The sequence below is a fragment of the Thermobifida fusca YX genome (assembly GCF_000012405.1).
GTDB lineage: Bacteria > Actinomycetota > Actinomycetes > Streptosporangiales > Streptosporangiaceae > Thermobifida > Thermobifida fusca.
Map to the genome: position 1 here is coordinate 456,277 of NC_007333.1, position 15,855 is coordinate 472,131.

The following is a 15,855-nucleotide window of genomic DNA, read 5'->3' on the forward strand; positions in this document are numbered from 1 at the left end:
GGCACGGCTTAAGCGGGCTGTCCTGAGGGGATCTCGATCTGCTGGCCAGGGCTGTCCACCGTGCTGCGGAGGATGAGGACCTCGGGGGTCAGCTCCGAGTGCACGATGAACACCAGGTATCCGCGCACGGTGTCGCCCGGCTGGATCGGTCCCGCCCACAGCGGGTCGGCTCCCTCCCCGTGCAGCGGCGCGTCGGCCTTGGTCTGCTCGCCGCTCGCATGCGCCAGGATCTGCAGGTCGTGCCGGAACTTCACCGGGTAGTTCGCAGAATTGTGCGCCTCGATTTCCGCGACACAGTATTCGCCGCCGTTGACGATGAGCGGCCGGTCCAGCACCTGGTTGCCGCAGTACCAGTCGAGGAGGTCGAAGCGCAGACTCTCCCCCGCCTGCGGATCCGCTGCCTGGGTGTCGGACTTGTCCGACTCGTCGTCGGGGTCTTCCTTAGGAGCCGACGACTGCTGCTCCTGCCCTTGACCGGGGGGATTGGTGTCACTAGTGGAGGAGAACCAGTCCTGGAAGAAGACCAGGCCGAACACGAGGACCACAGCCAGAAGCACCGCGCCGAGCACCGCGAAGACGATCAGCAGCCGGGAACGGGAGCTGTCGGGGCGGAGCGGGCGGTGTGGAGGAAGCGTGTTGGGCGGCACGTACGGGCGGGCCTGAGGGCCTCCCGAAGAGCCCTGGGCGGCAGGGGAGCGGGGCGGCTGTCTTCCAGTGGTGGGCGGCACCACGGGGATCTGGCCGGTGTGGTGGGAAGCTTGCGGTCCCGGCCGCTGCGGCATCGGCGGGCTTTGCGGACCGCCCTGCGGGCCGCCTTGGGGGCCAGCGGCTTGCGGTGGCATCGGCCCCGGGCCCCCTTGCTGGGGATGCGCGTAAGGCTGGGGGGCGATGGTGGTCTGCCCCGGCGCCTGGGCCTGGGCTTGCGGGCCGGGCATCCCCGAGTGCGCCTGGGGGGACGGCGGCGGATACCCGGGGGGCATCGGCGGGAAGTTCGGCCGCCACGACTGGTGCAGGGCATGGCTGACCACGTCGTTGGTGTCGTTGCTGTCCGTGCCCCCTGCCAGCTCCAGCAGCAGCTCCTGGGCGGTGGGACGCTGGTCGGGGTCCTTCGCCAGCGCCCGGGCGACGAGGCGGTCCAGCGGCGGGTCCAGGTTCCCGATGTCGGGCTCTGCGAACAGCATCCGCTTGCCGAGGGTCATGGCGTCGCCGTTGCCGAACGGGTGTCGGCCGTTGCCCGCGAACGCCACCAGGCAGCCCCAAGCGAAAATGTCGGCCTTGGTGGTGACCTTTTCTTCCAGCAACTGCTCGGGGGCCATCCACCCCGGGCTGCCCATGACGATCCCCGTCTGGGTGTGGCTCGTGGACGTGTTCAGCGCCCGGGCGATACCGAAGTCGATCACCCGCGGCCCGGACAGGGACAGCAGCACGTTGGCGGGTTTCAGGTCGCGGTGGACCAGACCGGCCTTGTGGATCGCGGCGAGCGCCGCGGCCACCCCCAATGCGAAACCGTGCAGGGTGCCCGAGTCGAGCGGACCGTGCTCGGCGATGTGCTCGGCGAGGGCCGTGCCCGCAATGTACTCGGTGACCATGTACGGCCGGTTTTGGAAGGTGCCGTGGTCGAGCACCTTAGCCGTGCAGAAGGAGGCGACTTTGCGGGCGTTTTCCATCTCGTCGCGGAAACGCGCCCGGGTGGCCTCGTCGAAAGCGAGTTCGGGGCGGATGACCTTGATCGCTACATGGGTTCCCTTCTCCGGGGCGCGGCCCAAGTAGACCGTCCCCATGCCTCCGCTGCCTAGACGTCCGACCAGCACGTAAGGACCGATGGTCGCCGGGTCTCCGGCGGCCAGCGGTTCCAAGTTCTTCGGGAGCCCATCCGACGGCAAGCGATCCTCCCCGACGGTGTCCAAACTCCGTCTTGGCTTTAACGGTAGCGGGCCTTGCCTCCCGATACCCACCCACGCGGATTGTCAAGTCCAGATGTGGTAACGCAAGCGACGTCGGTAATACGAGAATCGCTGCTGTTGGTGGGTCAACGCCTCAGGAGTGACGAGATGACCCACACAAGAATCCCATATTGGGCGCGCAGAATCATCGGCGCAGGCTTTCCCGTACGATGGGGGACTCGTGAACGCCCCGACTTCCGTCACCGTGCGGGTCCCCGCGAAGGTGAACTTGCGGCTTGCCGTGGGGCCGGTCCGCGGCGATGGATACCACGGCTTGGTCAACGTCTTCCACGCGGTCTCGCTCTACGACGAGGTTACCGTTTCTCCCCGCTCCGACCTTGCGCCCGGACAGGCGGTGCTCAGTGTGGACGGGGAGCGACCGGACCACGTGGCCCGCGTGCCCCTCGACGACAGCAACCTCGCGGCGCGCGCCGCCGCCCTGCTGGCCCGCCACGTGCCCCACGCCACCGGGGTGCACATCCACGTGCACAAGGCCATTCCTGTGGCCGGTGGCATGGCTGGGGGAAGCGCTGATGCGGCTGCCGCGCTCGTGGCGTGCGATGCGCTCTGGGAAGGCGGCACCCCCCGCGAGCGGCTGCTGGAGCTGGCCGCAGAGCTCGGCAGCGACGTCGCCTTCCCGTTGATCGGCTGCACCGCGGTGGGCACCGGGCGCGGCGAGCAGCTCTCCCCGCTCCCCGTCCAGGGGACGTTCCACTGGGTGTTCGCCCTCGTCGACGGGGGCCTGTCCACGACGAAAGTATTCGCGGAATACGACCGGCTGCGACCGGACGCCCCCGAGCCCACGCTCGACGACGCGCTAGTCGCCGCGCTCGCCGCCGGGGACGCCCGTCGGCTGGGTGCGGCACTCACCAACGACCTCCAGCCAGCCGCCTTGGCGCTCCGCCCCGAACTGGGGGACCTCCTTGAGGCGGGCCGTGCCGCGGGAGCGCTGGGCGCCCTCGTGTCCGGCTCCGGACCCACGTGTGCGTTCCTCGCCGAGTCGGCGGACCACGCCCGCGAGCTTGCCGCTGCCTTGCGCGCGAGCGGCACGTGTGCGGACACGGTGACCGCCCACGGCCCGGTCCCCGGCGCCACCGTGGTGTAGGCGGCTACAGGCCGCCTTCGCGTGCCGGGCGCAGCAGCGGGGCACCCGGTCCCCACGCGGCCAGCGCATCGTCGTTGTTGCGCAGCGCGCAGGAGCGCAGGGAAAGACAGCCGCAGCCGATGCACGAAGTCAACCGGTCCCGCAGGCGTTGCAGCGCATCAATCCGGGTCTCCAGTTCGTCCCGCCACATGCGGGAGAGCCGCGCCCAGTCCTCGGCGGTGGGGGCCCGCTCCTCAGGGAGTGTGGCCAGCGCTTCCTGGATCCGCGCGAGGGTCAGCCCCACGCGCTGGGCGGCCGCGATGAACGCTAGGCGGCGCAGGGTGCTGCGGTGGTAGCGGCGCTGGTTGCCCGCGGTCCGCTCTGCCCGGATCAGCCCTTTTGCTTCATAGAACCGCAGTGCGCTGTGCGACATCCCGCTGCGCTCTGCGAGCTGGCCGATCGTGAGCTGGACCGGAAGTTGCGCCATGCTCCAACCTCCTCGTCGGTGGGTCTGTTGACCTCAACCTAACCTGAGATTTGCGGTCAGTTGCCCTGCTGTGGCGCATTGCTCTTCTTGATCTCTGCGGGGCGGGAGAAGCCGTCCCCTGCACTCCCGCGCACCCGCGACAATGGAAGGGATGAACCTCGTCAATCTGCAAGACGTTTCGCTGGCCTACGGGCCCCTCGTCCTCTTGGACTCCGTGTCCCTCGGGATCGAGGAGGGCGATCGGATCGGCATCGTGGGCCGTAACGGCGGCGGCAAGTCCACGCTGGTGTCCGTCATCGCTGGACGGCTCCAGCCTGATTCCGGACGGGTCGTGCACAGCCGGGGGCTGCGGATCGGCTTCCTCCACCAGCAGGACAGCTTCCCTGACACCACCGTCGGTCAGTTCGTCCTCGACGGGCGGGCCGAACACGAGTGGGCGGGGGACGCGCGGATCCGCGATGTGCTCCGCGGCCTGCTGTCCGGATGGGACCTCAACGCCCGGATGGCCCACCTCTCCGGTGGGGAGCGCCGCCGCGCCGGACTCGCCAGGATGCTCATCGACACCCACGACCTGATCATCCTGGACGAGCCGACCAACCACCTCGACATCGAAGGCATTGCCTGGCTGGCCGACCACCTCAACCAGCGGCGCGAAGCCGTCGCCGTCGTCACCCACGACCGCTGGTTCCTTGACGCCGTCACCCAGCGCACCTGGGAGGTCGTGGACGGGCGGGTGGAGCGCTACGAAGGCGGCTATGCCGCCTACGTGCTCGCCAAAGCGGAACGGCAGCGCCTCGCCCGCGCCGCGGAGGAGCGCCGCCAGAACCTGCTCCGCAAGGAACTGGCCTGGCTGCGCCGTGGACCGCCGGCCCGCACCTCCAAACCCAAGTTCCGGATCGAAGCGGCGAACGCGCTCATCGCCAACGAGCCGCCCGCCCGCGACACTGTCGAACTGGTCCGGTTCGCCAGCTCCCGGCTGGGCAAGACCGTCATCGACGTCAAAGACGTCACCCTCCGGGCTGGCGACACCGTCCTGTTGGACCGCCTCACCTGGCAGCTCGGGCCCGGGGACCGTATCGGCGTGGTCGGGGTCAACGGCTCGGGGAAGACGAGCCTGCTCCGCCTGCTCGCGAAAGAGCAGGCCCCTGACGCCGGGACCGTGCGCCACGGGGCCACCGTCAACTTGGCCCACCTCTCGCAGAACCTCGCGGAGCTGGACCCGGAGGCGCGGCCCCTGCAAGCCGTCTCCGAGATACGCCAGCGCGTCACCGTCGGCAAACGGGAGTACTCCGCGAGCCAGATGCTGGAGCGCTTCGGCTTCCGCGGGGAGCGGCAGTGGACCCCGATCGGCGACCTGTCCGGCGGGGAGCGGCGGCGGCTGCAACTGCTGCGGCTGCTCATGGCCGAACCCAACGTGCTGCTCTTGGACGAGCCCACCAACGACCTGGATATCGAGACGCTGACCGAGCTGGAGGACCTGCTCGACGGCTGGCCCGGGTCGCTGGTGGTGGTCAGCCACGACCGCTACTTCCTGGAGCGGGTCTGCGACCAGGTGTTCGCGCTGCTCGGCGACGGCACGCTGCGCCACCTGCCCGGCGGGGTCGACGAGTATCTGCGGCTGCGCGCCGAGCGTGCGGAGCGCGGCGAGATCCCCCAGGACGGCGCTGCCGCGAAGGAGGACGCCGGTCCCGCCGAGGCGGCACCGAAACTCTCGGCGGCGGAGCGGCGGGCCGCACAGAAAGAGCTGCAGCGCATCGAACGCCGGATCGACCGGATCAGTGCGCGGGAAGAGGAGCTCCACGCGCTCATGGCGGAAGCCGCGGAGGACTATGCCCGCCTCGCGGAGCTCGGTGCGGAGCTCAAAGCGCTCACCGCGGAGAAAGCGGAACTGGAGGACGCCTGGCTCCGGGAGGCCGAGCGACTCGGAGAGTGAGGAGTCGCGTGCCCGCCGCCCCACTGCCGCCACGGGGCGGCGAGGCACGCCGCTACGCCGAGCTGGGACGCCGATGCGGCGCTACTCCCGCATCACGTCCTGGACGAGGGTGGCGACCTCCTGAGCCCCTTCCTGGTTGAGGTGGATGTCCGGGCCGCGCTCGGTGTCGCACATCCACGTGTACTGGCACACGTTGTGGACGTTGGCGGGCGTGCCGTCGTCGTTCTCTTCGAAGTTGTCCACGTCGAACAGCGTGGCCACGTTCGCCACGGTGATGTTCTCGGCGTTGTAGGCGTCGTTGAGGGTGCCGTTGATCGCGGCCAGCATGCCGTTGGTGTAGTTGGCGGTGTCCTGGTAGGTGCGCTCGTCGTCGTCCTCCGTGGCGACGACCTCGGTCACCTCTTCCTGCAGGTACATCGCGAGCAGCGGGTTGTAGGCGGTGAGCGCGATGATTTCGACGTCGTCGCCCGCGGCTTCCCGCAGCCGCTGGGCGATGATCGGCGCGTCCTCGGAGACCTTCTGCAGGTTTTCGGAGACGCACTCCCGGTCGATGTCGGTGGTCAGCGCGCCGTCCTCGTCCCGGGCGCACGAGAACAGGTTCTCGCCGCCGATGCTGATCGTGATGAGGCGCACCTTGCCCTTGTGCTGCTCCAGGAACTCCACGGCGGCGTCCAGCTGCGAGCCCTCGTCGTATTCGCAGCCTTCAGCGCCACCGCTGAGGAAGGTGATGGTGGTCTCTCCGATGCACCCCAGGTTGACGTGCTGCACCCCCGGAGGCTCCTTTGACAGGGCTGAGGCCACCAGGTTGGTGTAGCCCGTGGCGGTTTCGAGGACGTCGCCCGAGTCGTCAGGCTGGGCTCCGACTGTCAGACCATCACCCAGCGACAGGTAGTACTGCATCTCCGCTGCGTTGTTGTCTTCGGAGCTGCAGCTTGCGGCCAGCAGGGCTACTGCTGCGGCGGTACATATCCAAGCAAACCGGCGCATGGTCTCTCACGTCTCTTCTCTCGCAGGTCAATCGGTCAAAGTGAGCCCCTGCGTAGCATGCCGGTAACAGACCGGAAAAAGCTAGTCATCACAGAGTGATGACTTCTGTCCGTTACCGAGACGTGTGGTAAGGGTGTTCCCAAAAGCCGGTCATGGGGTGTGGGAGAAGTGTGAGGAATCAGTCCGGTTCGTCCAGGGGGGCGAGGACGGTCCGCAGCAGCGTGGCCAACTGGTCGCGTTCGGCCGTGGTGAGCGCGGCGAGGAGGGACTCCTCGTAGCGGAGGAGGTCGGCGAGGGCCGCGTCCACGCGTTCCCGCCCCTCGTCGGTGAGCCGGACCAGGACGCCTCGCCGGTCGGTCGGGTCCGGCAGGCGGCGCACGAGGCCGTCCTCGGTGAGCCGGTCGATCCGGTTGGTCATGGTCCCCGAGGTCACGAGGGTGGCGCGCATGAGCCGCCCAGGGCTCAGCTCGTAGGGGTGACCGGAGCGGCGCAGTTCGGCGAGGACGTCGAACTCCCACGGCTCCAGGTCGTGGGCGGCGAAGACCGAACGGCGCGCACGGTCGAGGTGGCGGGCCAGCCGAGAGACCCGGCTCAGGACTTGCAGCGGCGCTACGTCAAGATCGGGACGTTCGGTGCGCCACGCCTCGACTAGACCGTCAACCTCGTCACGCATGCACCTAGCATATCTCTTGATATCAAGATAATCGATGAGTGAGCCCGTTATTCTCGCCGTCGAGACCGGGCTCCCTCCACTCGCGGTTTGGTGTCCAGACGGGACAGGCCGTTCCACGCCAGGTTCACCAGGTGGGCTGCCACCACCTCCCGGCGGGGACGGCGCACCTCCAGCCACCACTGGCCGGTCAACGCCACCATGCCCACCAGGGCCTGGGCATAGAGCGGAGCGAGCTTCGGGTCGTAGCCGCGGGCCCGGAACTCTTCGGCGAGCACGTGCTCCACCTGGGTGGCGATATCGCTGATGAGGCTCGCGAAGCTCCCGGTCCCGGACGCGGCGTGCGAGTCGCGCGCCAAGATCCGGAACCCTTCGCTGTGCTCCTCGATGTACTGCAGGAGGGCGAGGGCCGCCCGCTCCAGCTTCTGGCGTGGACTCCCCTCGACGAGAGCGTCGCTGACAAGGCCGAGCAGGCGCTGCATCTCGCGGTCGACGACGACCGCGTAGACCCCTTCTTTACCTCCGAAGTGCTCGTAGACCACCGGTTTGGAGACCCCGGCGCGGGCCGCGATCTCCTCCACGGAAGTGGCGGCGAAGCCGCGTTCGGCGAACAGTTCCCTACCAATTGCGAGAAGCTGTTCCCGGCGCTCCTTGCCGGTCATGCGCTGCTTTTTACGGGTTTTGGGACTCTGTTCGCTCACGGCTCCCCATGATGGCCGATCTGGTTAGGCGGCGACACGTTTGGCTGCCAGCCGCTCGGGGTCGGGCCAGCGCACCTTGGTCGCCCATCCCAGTTTCTCGAAGATCCAGATGACCCGTGCCGAGATGTCGATCTGGCCCTTGAGGACCCCGTGCCGGGCGCAGGTCGGTTCGGCATGGTGCAGATTGTGCCAGGACTCGCCGAAGGACGGGATCGCCAGCCACCAGACGTTGCGGGACCGGTCGCGAACCGTGAAGTTTTCTTCACCAATGGTGTGGCAGATCGAGTTGACCGACCACGTGACGTGGTGCAGGAGCGCGATACGGACCAGGCTTCCCCAGAAGAACGCGGTGCACGCGCCCCACCACGACATGGTCACCAGGCCGCCGATGAGCGGCGGGGTGAGCAGCGAGATGAGCACGAAGACCCAGAAGTAGCGGTCGATACGGACCAGGTCCTTGTCTTTGAGGAGGTCGGGCGCGAACCGCTTAGGGGAAGTCTTCTGCTCGTCCAGGAACAGCCAGCCCATGTGGGCGTAGAACATGCCTTTGGCCACGGAACGCCAGTCGTCGCCGAACCGCCAAGGCGAGTGGGGGTCGCCTTCGTGGTCGGAGTACTTGTGGTGGCGGCGGTGGTCGGCCACCCACTTGATGACCCCGCCTTCGATCGCTAGGGAGCCGGCGATGGCCAGGGCGATCTTCAGGGGCCGCGCGGCGCGGTACGAGCCGTGGGTGAACAGGCGGTGGTAGCCCACGGTGATGCCCAGCCCGCCGATGAGGTAGAAGACCGCGCCGATAGCGACATCGAGCCAGGTCAGTCCCCATCCCCAGGCGAAGGGCACGGCGGCGGCTAGGGCGAGGAGCGGCACAAAGACGAAGGTGAAGATGGTGTAGCGCTCGGTGCGGGAGCGCTTCTCGTCCAGGATCTCTGGCTCCGGAGCGCGGCGCTGGGTCGAGTTGGCGGAAAGTTCGGACATAAGCCCACCTCGTTCTGGATAGCCGGATGGATTGGAAGGGAGTCCCCCGACGGCTGATCTCTGCGGGGCGAGACCAGCCACCCCCACCTCACCAGGCGGATCCTGGTCGAGCAGGGCGGAAGGACGGACAGGTGCAACGCCCTTCCGGTCAGCGACGGTCGGACAACCTATACCTACGTAACCGTAACCTACGGGTCCGTAGGTTTGGCAAGGGAAGCGGGTAATGTTTTTGGTGCAGCCCCATCTACCCCGCTCCGCCTGGGGATACGAGGGCTGTCCGAGATAGGACAAAAATCACGTCAGCACGGGATGCTGCGGCCGGATCTGTGCCCGAGAAGCACGCGGCTGTCCGCCGCACGGCCGTCCGAGGCCCGCAGGCGCGGAACTCTCAGCCCGGGCGGCGGCCTAAAAAAGGACAAGGCACTTACGGATGTGCCTTAGAGTTGTGGGAAAGCTATCGTGGTGTCTGCGCAACGCGGACAACTCGCGAAGAAGCGTGAGAAGGTGCAGAAAAGCCTGCTTCATTCCCGGATGATGTAATTGGCAGCATGCGGGGTTTTGGTCCCCGTCGTCCAGGTTCGAGTCCTGGTCCGGGAGCTCTTCTCCAGCGCACGCCCGGTCCTCCAGAACAGCAGAGCGGAACGCCGCAGTCTCCACGGAACGTCCACCAGGGCAGCCGCATTCGGCCGGCCGCTGAGCCCGCCCACTCGCCACGGCCCCGAACCGTTCCGCACCCCGCGTCACCCGCGGCACAGGCGAAGCACGCGCCGCCCGCACACGCGCGTCCAAACCCCTCCCCGTGCCCCGGGTCCGGGACTCACCGGCACCGGTCCACGTCCGGAGCCCAGGTCACCGCACTCCCCATCCCGGCCCACCCACCGAGTCGCCCCAAAATATCCCCCGGCCCAGTTGTATGCTGCCTGTGTCGGTCCAGGACGTGGTTTCCGCATGCCCTGGGGCCCCGTTTCGTCGTTCGCGGCATCCTGTGCCGCCCCGCAGGGCTGCTGACCGCAGCGTATCTGCACGCACAACACTCATCCCGGTTCATCCGCCAGCGACAGAGGAGTCGCCTCCAGTGAGCGCGAGCCGTCCAGCCGCCGTCATGGTCCTCGCCGCAGGCGAGGGCACCCGTATGAAGTCCAGGCGCCCCAAAGTCCTCCACGAGATCTGCGGCCGGAGTCTGCTGGGACATGTCCTGGCGGCCGTCGCCGAGCTCGAACCGCAACGCACCGTCGTGGTCGTCGGCCACGCACGGGAGCAAGTGACGGAGCACCTCAAGAGCATCGCTCCGCACGCCATCACCGCGCTGCAAGAAGAGCAGAAAGGCACCGGCCACGCCGTGCGCATGGCGATCGAAGCACTGCGCGCACAGAACGTGGAACTCACCGGAACGGTTGTGCTGACCTGCGGAGACACCCCGCTGCTGCGCGGTGCGACGCTGCGCGACCTGGTTGCTGCGCACGAAGCAGAGGGGAACGCTGTCACGATCCTGTCGGCCCGGGTCCCCGACCCCACCGGCTACGGGCGGATCGTGCGCGACGCTGCGGGCGCGGTCACCGGCATCGTCGAGCACGCGGACGCCACCGAAGAGCAGCGCGCGGTCGACGAGATCAACTCCGGGATGTACGCCTTCGACGGGGCCCTGCTGTCCCAGGTGGTCCACCGGCTCTCCGCGGACAACGCCAAAGGCGAGGAGTACATCACCGATGCGGTGGCGCTCCTGCGCGGCGACGGCCACCGGGTCGGCGCCTACATCGCCCCTGACCGCACCGAAGTGGAAGGGGTCAACGACCGGGTCCAGCTCGCCGAGGCGCGCCGGCTGCTCAACGCCCGGCTGCTGGAGCAGCTCATGCGCGACGGTGTCACCGTGGTGGATCCCGCCTCCACGTGGGTGGACGTCGACGTCCGCGTGGGGCGCGACGCCGTGCTGGAACCGCAGACCCAGTTGCAGGGGCGCACGGTGATCGGTGAAGGAGCCCAGGTGGGGCCCGCCACGGTGCTGTGCGACACCGAGGTGGGGGAGGACGCTGTCGTCTCGCACACGGTCGCCCGGGAAGCCGTGATCGGCCCGGAGGCCACCGTCGGCCCCTACGCCTACCTGCGTCCCGGGGCGCGCCTGGACCGCGGGGTCAAGATCGGCACCTTCGTCGAAGTGAAGAACTCGACGGTGGGTGAGGGCTCCAAGGTGCCGCACCTGACCTACGTGGGCGACGCCGACATCGGCAAAGGCGTCAACATCGGTGCCTCGTCGGTGTTCGTCAACTACGACGGGGTGAACAAGCACCGCACGGTAATCGGTGACTACGCGCGCACTGGCAGTGACACCATGTTCGTGGCTCCCGTCCGGGTCGGCGACGGCGCCTACACGGGAGCGGGGACTGTGGTCCGCGAGGACGTACCGCCAGGGGCGCTCGCAGTCTCGGCCGGCCCCCAGCGCACTATTGAAGGCTGGGTGGAACGTAAACGTCCGGGTACTCCTGCGGCACAGGCCGCGGAGCGAGCCCGGGCCCGCTCGGAGGAAGACCGGTGACCACAACACTGTCGCGTCTGGCGCCGGAAGGTCTCCCGGGCAGGCGAAGAGAGAACAAACCGGAACTATGGGGGATGTTAACGTGACCGGCATGAAAGCCGCGGGTCAAAAAAAACTCATGCTCTTCTCGGGACGGACCCACCCCGATCTCGCGGCGGAGGTCGCGGTGGAACTGGGTATCGAAACGGTTCCCACCAGGTTCCAGGACTTCGCCAACGGGGAGATCTTCGTCCGCTACCTGGAGTCGGTCCGAGGGTGTGACGCTTTCGTCATCCAGTGCCACTCCGATCCGATCAACAAGTCCATCATGGAGCAGTTGATCATGGTGGACGCGCTGAAGCGGGCGTCAGCGAAACGCATCACCGTAGTGACGCCGTTCTTCGGCTACGCGCGCCAGGACAAGAAGCACCGGGGGCGGGAGCCGATCTCGGCGCGGTTGATCACGGACCTGTTCAAAGCCGCCGGGGCGGACCGGTTGATGGCGGTGGACCTCCACACCGACCAGATCCAGGGCTTCTTCGACGGCCCGGTCGACCACCTGTTCGCCCTTCCCCTCCTCGCCGACTATGTGGCGGCCAACGTGGACCTGAGCAACACCACCGTGGTGTCGCCGGACTCGGGGCGTGTGCGCACCGCAGACCGGTGGGCCGACCGGCTGGGTACGCCGCTGGCGATCGTCCACAAGCGGCGCGACCCGGACGTGGCGCACGAGGTGCGGGTCCACGAAGTCGTCGGTGAGGTGCGGGGCCGGACCTGTGTCCTGGTGGACGACATGATCGACACCGCGGGCACCATCGTGAAGGCCGCGGACGCCTTGTTCGAGCAGGGGGCAGCCAAGGTGATCGCGGTCGCGACGCACGGTGTGCTGTCGGGGCCCGCCGTGGACCGGCTCAAGGACTCGCGGATTTCCGAGGTCGTCATCACCAACTCGCTGCCGGTGTCGAAGGACCGGCAGTTCGACAAGCTGACCCAGCTATCGATCGCTCCACTGCTGGCTCGGGCGATCAACGAGGTGTTCAGCGACGGTTCAGTGACGAGCCTGTTCGAGTGATCGAGAGGGCGGGATGGTCTGCGGATTCGTGATTCGTCGACCGTCCCGCTGTGCGCGGGGCGTCGGCCAAGCCAGTAGACTGCTATGAGCTTCTCCGCGTGTGCGGGGCGATCTCTGTGCTCGCGCGGGCCGCTGTGGCAGTGGCACGGCGAGATCGTGTTTTCCCCGCGTGTGCTGGGTTTTCCCGCTGGTATTGGAGCGGGGCTGTTTTCCGTAGAAGCCGTGTCTCCCCGTCGCTGCGGGGGATGATCCACCAAGGAGTTTCGTCGTGTCCGAGGTACGTATCGCTGCCGAGCCGCGCACCGAGTTCGGTAAGGGCGCTGCACGCCGCGCCCGTCGCGCGGGCAAGGTGCCGGCCGTCCTCTACGGCCACGGCATCGCTCCCCGCCACATCAACCTGCCAGGCCACGACCTGATGCTCGCTTTGAAGACCCCGAACGTGCTGCTGCGTCTGGAGGGTGTCGACGAGAAAGAGAGCCTCGTGCTGCCCAAGAGCGTGCAGCGCGACCCCATCAAGGGTTTCCTCGAGCACGTGGACCTGCTGGTCGTGCAGCGGGGCGAGAAGGTCGTGGTCGAGGTTCCGCTGCTGGTGAAGGGCGAGGTCGGCGCTGGCGGTGTCCTCAACCTGGAGATGGCTCAGGCCGAGGTGCGCGCCGAGGCCACCCGTATCCCCGAGGGGATCGAGGTGGACGTGGACGGACTCCCGATCGGCACGAACGTCACCGCTGGTGACCTGAAGCTCCCCGAGGGCGTCGAGCTGGCCATGGACCCCGAGACGATCGTCATGTCCGTGGTCGCCGAGGCCGCTCCCGAGGCCACCGAGGAGGAAGAGGAGGGAGAGGCCGCCGAGTAACGGCGCCGCCGAAAGGGGTCTGTAGCGATGCGCGGTCTTCTCGCACGGCTGTGGGGAGGCCGCGCGTCTGTGTCCAGGGAACCGGATGCGCGGCCGGGAGAAAGTGGTGCGGTGGTGAGCGGCGAGCGTTGGCTGGTCGTGGGGCTGGGCAATCCCGGGCCCAAGTATGCGGGCAACCGCCACAACGTGGGTTTCATGGTGGTGGACGAGTTGGCCGCGCAGCGGGGCGAACGGTGGCGGTTGCACAAGGCCCACGCCCAGGTGGTGGAGACACGCGTGGGTGATGCGCCGGTGGTGCTGGCCAAACCGGCTTCGTATATGAACCTGTCCGGCGGACCGGTGGCCAAGCTGAGTGCTTTCTACAAGGTGCCGGTCGACCGCATCATCGTGGTCCACGACGAGCTGGACATTCCGTTCGCCCGGCTGAAGCTGAAGCGGGGCGGCGGGTCGGCCGGGCACAACGGCCTGCGTTCGATCACCGCCTCACTGGGCTCTCCGGACTACGTGCGGGTGCGCGTGGGGATCGGACGTCCGCCGGGGCGGATGGATGCGGCGTCGTTCGTGCTGCAGGACTTTTCCACCGCGGAGCGCAAGGAACTGGATGTGCATGTGGCGCGGGCGGCCGACGCGGTGGAGACAGTGGTGACGTCCGGGTTGGAGAAAGCCTAACTCGTCTACCACACGGCTGCTTCGTAAGGGTTCTGGACGATTGTTCCCGGACCGCTCCCGCAAGGTGCGGAGCGTGCCACACTGGTGGTGGTCCGGATGGGGCGATGCCGGATACGGGATCCGGGGTCCGGGACAGGAGCGTGCTGAACCTGGTGAGCACCATCAGAAACGATCACGAAGTGGCGCGTGACCTTGCGTTTGAGGCCGGTCAACGGTTGCTGCGGCTGCGGGAGCGCCACGGGTTCGACGAACCGGAAGTGCTGCGCACCCTGGGTGACCGGGTGTCGCACGAGTTTCTGTTCTCCGCACTGGGACGGCTGCGGCCCAGCGATCCGGTGCTGTCGGAGGAAGGGGTAGAGGATCCCCGGCGGTTCAGAGCACACCGCGTGTGGATTATCGACCCGTTGGACGGCACCCGGGAGTTCGGTGAGGCGGGCCGCACGGACTGGGCGGTGCACGTCGCACTGTGGGAGAACGGGGAGCTCGTCGCCGGTGCGGTGTCGCTGCCCGCACAGGGGAGCACGCTGTCTACGGTGGACCCGCCGTGGCTTCCGGAGGAGCGCCCCGCGGGGCAGCGGTTGCGGATCACGACGAGCCGGACCCGTCCGCCGGAGTTCGTGCGGCGGCTGGCGAACCAGTTGGGTGCCGAGCTGGTGCCGATGGGTTCGGCGGGCGCCAAGATCAGCGCGGTGATGCTGGGGATCGCCGATATCTACATCCACGCGGGCGGCCAGTACGAATGGGACAGTGCGGCTCCGGTCGCGGTGGCCCGGGCAGCTGGCCTGCACACGTCGCGCATTGACGGGAGCTCGTTGACCTACAACCGGCCAGACCCCTACCTGCCCGATATCCTAGTATGTCGATCGGAGTTGTCGGGTATGTTGTTGGCCAGTATCCGTAACGTAGCGGATATGGACAACGCGGGTCCACACACCTGAGCCTGAGGCCGGCGCCTCGGCTCGGGGGACGCAGCGAGCACGAGGCGGGTTTCATGAGTCAGGTCAGCGACGCCGTCGGACGGTACCAGCTTTCGCAACTCGACTTCCTCGAGGCCGAGGCGATCTTCATCATGCGTGAGGTCGCGGCCGAGTTCGAACGTCCGGTGCTGCTCTTCTCCGGTGGCAAAGACTCGGTGGTCATGCTGCGGATCGCCGAGAAGGCGTTCTGGCCCGCACCTATCCCGTTCCCGGTCATGCACGTGGACACCGGCCATAACTTCCCCGAGGTCATCGAGTTCCGCGACAAGCGGGTGGCCGAGCTGGGGGTACGGCTCATTGTGGCTTCGGTGCAGGACCTGATCGACGCGGGGAAGGTAGTGGAGCCCAAGGGCCGGTGGGCCAGCCGCAACCGGCTGCAGACGGCGGCTCTCCTCGAAGCGATCGAAAAGTACGGCTTCGACGCGGCGTTCGGCGGGGCGCGGCGCGACGAGGAGAAGGCACGGGCCAAGGAGCGGGTGTTCTCGTTCCGGGACGAGTTCGGCCAGTGGGACCCCAAGAACCAGCGGCCGGAGCTGTGGAACCTCTACAACACCCGCGTCCACCGAGGGGAGAACATCCGGGTCTTCCCCCTGTCCAACTGGACCGAGCTGGACGTGTGGCACTACATCCGCAGGGAAGGGCTTCGGCTGCCGTCGATCTACTTCGCGCACCGGCGCCGGGTGTTCGAACGGGACGGCATCCTGCTTCCGGACAGCCCGTACGTCACCCGGGACGAGGACGAGGAGGTGTTCGAAGCCTCTGTCCGCTACCGCACGGTGGGCGACATGACGTGTACCGGCGCGGTGCTCTCCACGGCGACCACACTCGACGAGGTGATCGCCGAGATCGCGGCGACGCGGATCACTGAGCGCGGACAGACCCGCGCAGACGACCGCGGGAGCGAGGCCGCGATGGAGGAGCGCAAACGCGAAGGCTACTTCTAGCCGTTCGTGTGTTCCCAGTCATCTGTCCGCGCCTACACATCTGGATCTACT

General features: G+C 67.8%; 14 protein-coding genes and 1 tRNA gene. 9 read left to right on the forward strand and 6 right to left on the reverse strand.

The window, feature by feature from the left end; all coding sequences use genetic code 11:
• Positions 1–8 precede the first annotated feature (8 nt).
• Positions 9–1,883, reverse strand: coding sequence for a serine/threonine-protein kinase (locus TFU_RS02015; protein ID WP_011290853.1), 1,875 nt, complete (start codon positions 1,881–1,883; stop codon positions 9–11).
• A gap of 241 nt (positions 1,884–2,124) precedes the next feature.
• Between TFU_RS02015 and TFU_RS02020 the strand changes: the two genes are divergently transcribed.
• Positions 2,125–3,048: a 4-(cytidine 5'-diphospho)-2-C-methyl-D-erythritol kinase gene (locus tag TFU_RS02020; RefSeq protein ID WP_011290854.1), complete on the forward strand. Its 924-nt coding sequence runs from the start codon at positions 2,125–2,127 to the stop codon at positions 3,046–3,048.
• Positions 3,049–3,052: 4 nt separating this feature from the next.
• Here the strand turns inward: TFU_RS02020 and soxR are convergent, their stop codons facing one another.
• Positions 3,053–3,514 carry a redox-sensitive transcriptional activator SoxR gene (soxR, locus tag TFU_RS02025; RefSeq protein WP_011290855.1) on the reverse strand — a complete coding sequence of 154 codons (462 nt, stop codon included), beginning with the start codon at positions 3,512–3,514 and terminating at the stop codon, positions 3,053–3,055.
• A gap of 151 nt (positions 3,515–3,665) precedes the next feature.
• On the opposite strand from soxR, the gene TFU_RS02030 reads away from it, so the two are divergent.
• Positions 3,666–5,447, forward strand: coding sequence for an ABC-F family ATP-binding cassette domain-containing protein (locus tag TFU_RS02030; RefSeq protein ID WP_016188162.1), 1,782 nt, complete (start codon positions 3,666–3,668; stop codon positions 5,445–5,447).
• Positions 5,448–5,528: 81 nt separating this feature from the next.
• Here TFU_RS02030 and TFU_RS02035 read toward each other — a convergent pair whose 3' ends face one another.
• The 4 genes from TFU_RS02035 to TFU_RS02050 form a co-directional block, all read right to left on the reverse strand.
• Entirely contained in the window at positions 5,529–6,434 is a 906-nt protein-coding gene (locus TFU_RS02035; RefSeq protein WP_011290857.1) for an SGNH/GDSL hydrolase family protein, read from the reverse strand.
• Between the two features lie 178 nt (positions 6,435–6,612).
• On the reverse strand, positions 6,613–7,107 hold the full coding sequence (locus TFU_RS02040; RefSeq protein WP_011290858.1) for a MarR family winged helix-turn-helix transcriptional regulator: 495 nt from the start codon (positions 7,105–7,107) through the stop codon (positions 6,613–6,615).
• Positions 7,108–7,154: 47 nt separating this feature from the next.
• A complete protein-coding gene (locus tag TFU_RS02045; RefSeq protein ID WP_016188163.1) occupies positions 7,155–7,766 on the reverse strand; it encodes a TetR/AcrR family transcriptional regulator in 612 nt (203 codons plus the stop codon).
• A 63-nt stretch (positions 7,767–7,829) separates the two neighbouring features.
• Positions 7,830–8,780, reverse strand: coding sequence for an acyl-CoA desaturase (locus TFU_RS02050; protein ID WP_011290860.1), 951 nt, complete (start codon positions 8,778–8,780; stop codon positions 7,830–7,832).
• A 525-nt stretch (positions 8,781–9,305) separates the two neighbouring features.
• On the opposite strand from TFU_RS02050, the gene TFU_RS02055 reads away from it, so the two are divergent.
• The 7 genes from TFU_RS02055 (at position 9,306) to cysD (ending at position 15,804) form a co-directional block, all read left to right on the forward strand.
• Positions 9,306–9,377, forward strand: a tRNA-Gln gene (locus TFU_RS02055).
• A 478-nt stretch (positions 9,378–9,855) separates the two neighbouring features.
• A complete protein-coding gene (gene glmU, locus TFU_RS02060; RefSeq protein ID WP_011290861.1) occupies positions 9,856–11,310 on the forward strand; it encodes a bifunctional UDP-N-acetylglucosamine diphosphorylase/glucosamine-1-phosphate N-acetyltransferase GlmU in 1,455 nt (484 codons plus the stop codon).
• An 82-nt stretch (positions 11,311–11,392) separates the two neighbouring features.
• Complete coding sequence (locus TFU_RS02065) at positions 11,393–12,361, forward strand: ribose-phosphate diphosphokinase (protein ID WP_011290862.1); 969 nt, start codon at positions 11,393–11,395, stop codon at positions 12,359–12,361.
• A 268-nt stretch (positions 12,362–12,629) separates the two neighbouring features.
• Entirely contained in the window at positions 12,630–13,214 is a 585-nt protein-coding gene (locus tag TFU_RS02070; RefSeq protein WP_011290863.1) for a 50S ribosomal protein L25/general stress protein Ctc, read from the forward strand.
• A gap of 27 nt (positions 13,215–13,241) precedes the next feature.
• Complete coding sequence (gene pth, locus TFU_RS02075) at positions 13,242–13,883, forward strand: aminoacyl-tRNA hydrolase (protein ID WP_011290864.1); 642 nt, start codon at positions 13,242–13,244, stop codon at positions 13,881–13,883.
• 152 nt (positions 13,884–14,035) lie between these two features.
• Complete coding sequence (locus TFU_RS02080) at positions 14,036–14,821, forward strand: 3'(2'),5'-bisphosphate nucleotidase CysQ (RefSeq protein ID WP_038043217.1); 786 nt, start codon at positions 14,036–14,038, stop codon at positions 14,819–14,821.
• A 53-nt stretch (positions 14,822–14,874) separates the two neighbouring features.
• A complete protein-coding gene (gene cysD, locus TFU_RS02085; protein WP_011290866.1) occupies positions 14,875–15,804 on the forward strand; it encodes a sulfate adenylyltransferase subunit CysD in 930 nt (309 codons plus the stop codon).
• Positions 15,805–15,855: the final 51 nt, after the last annotated feature.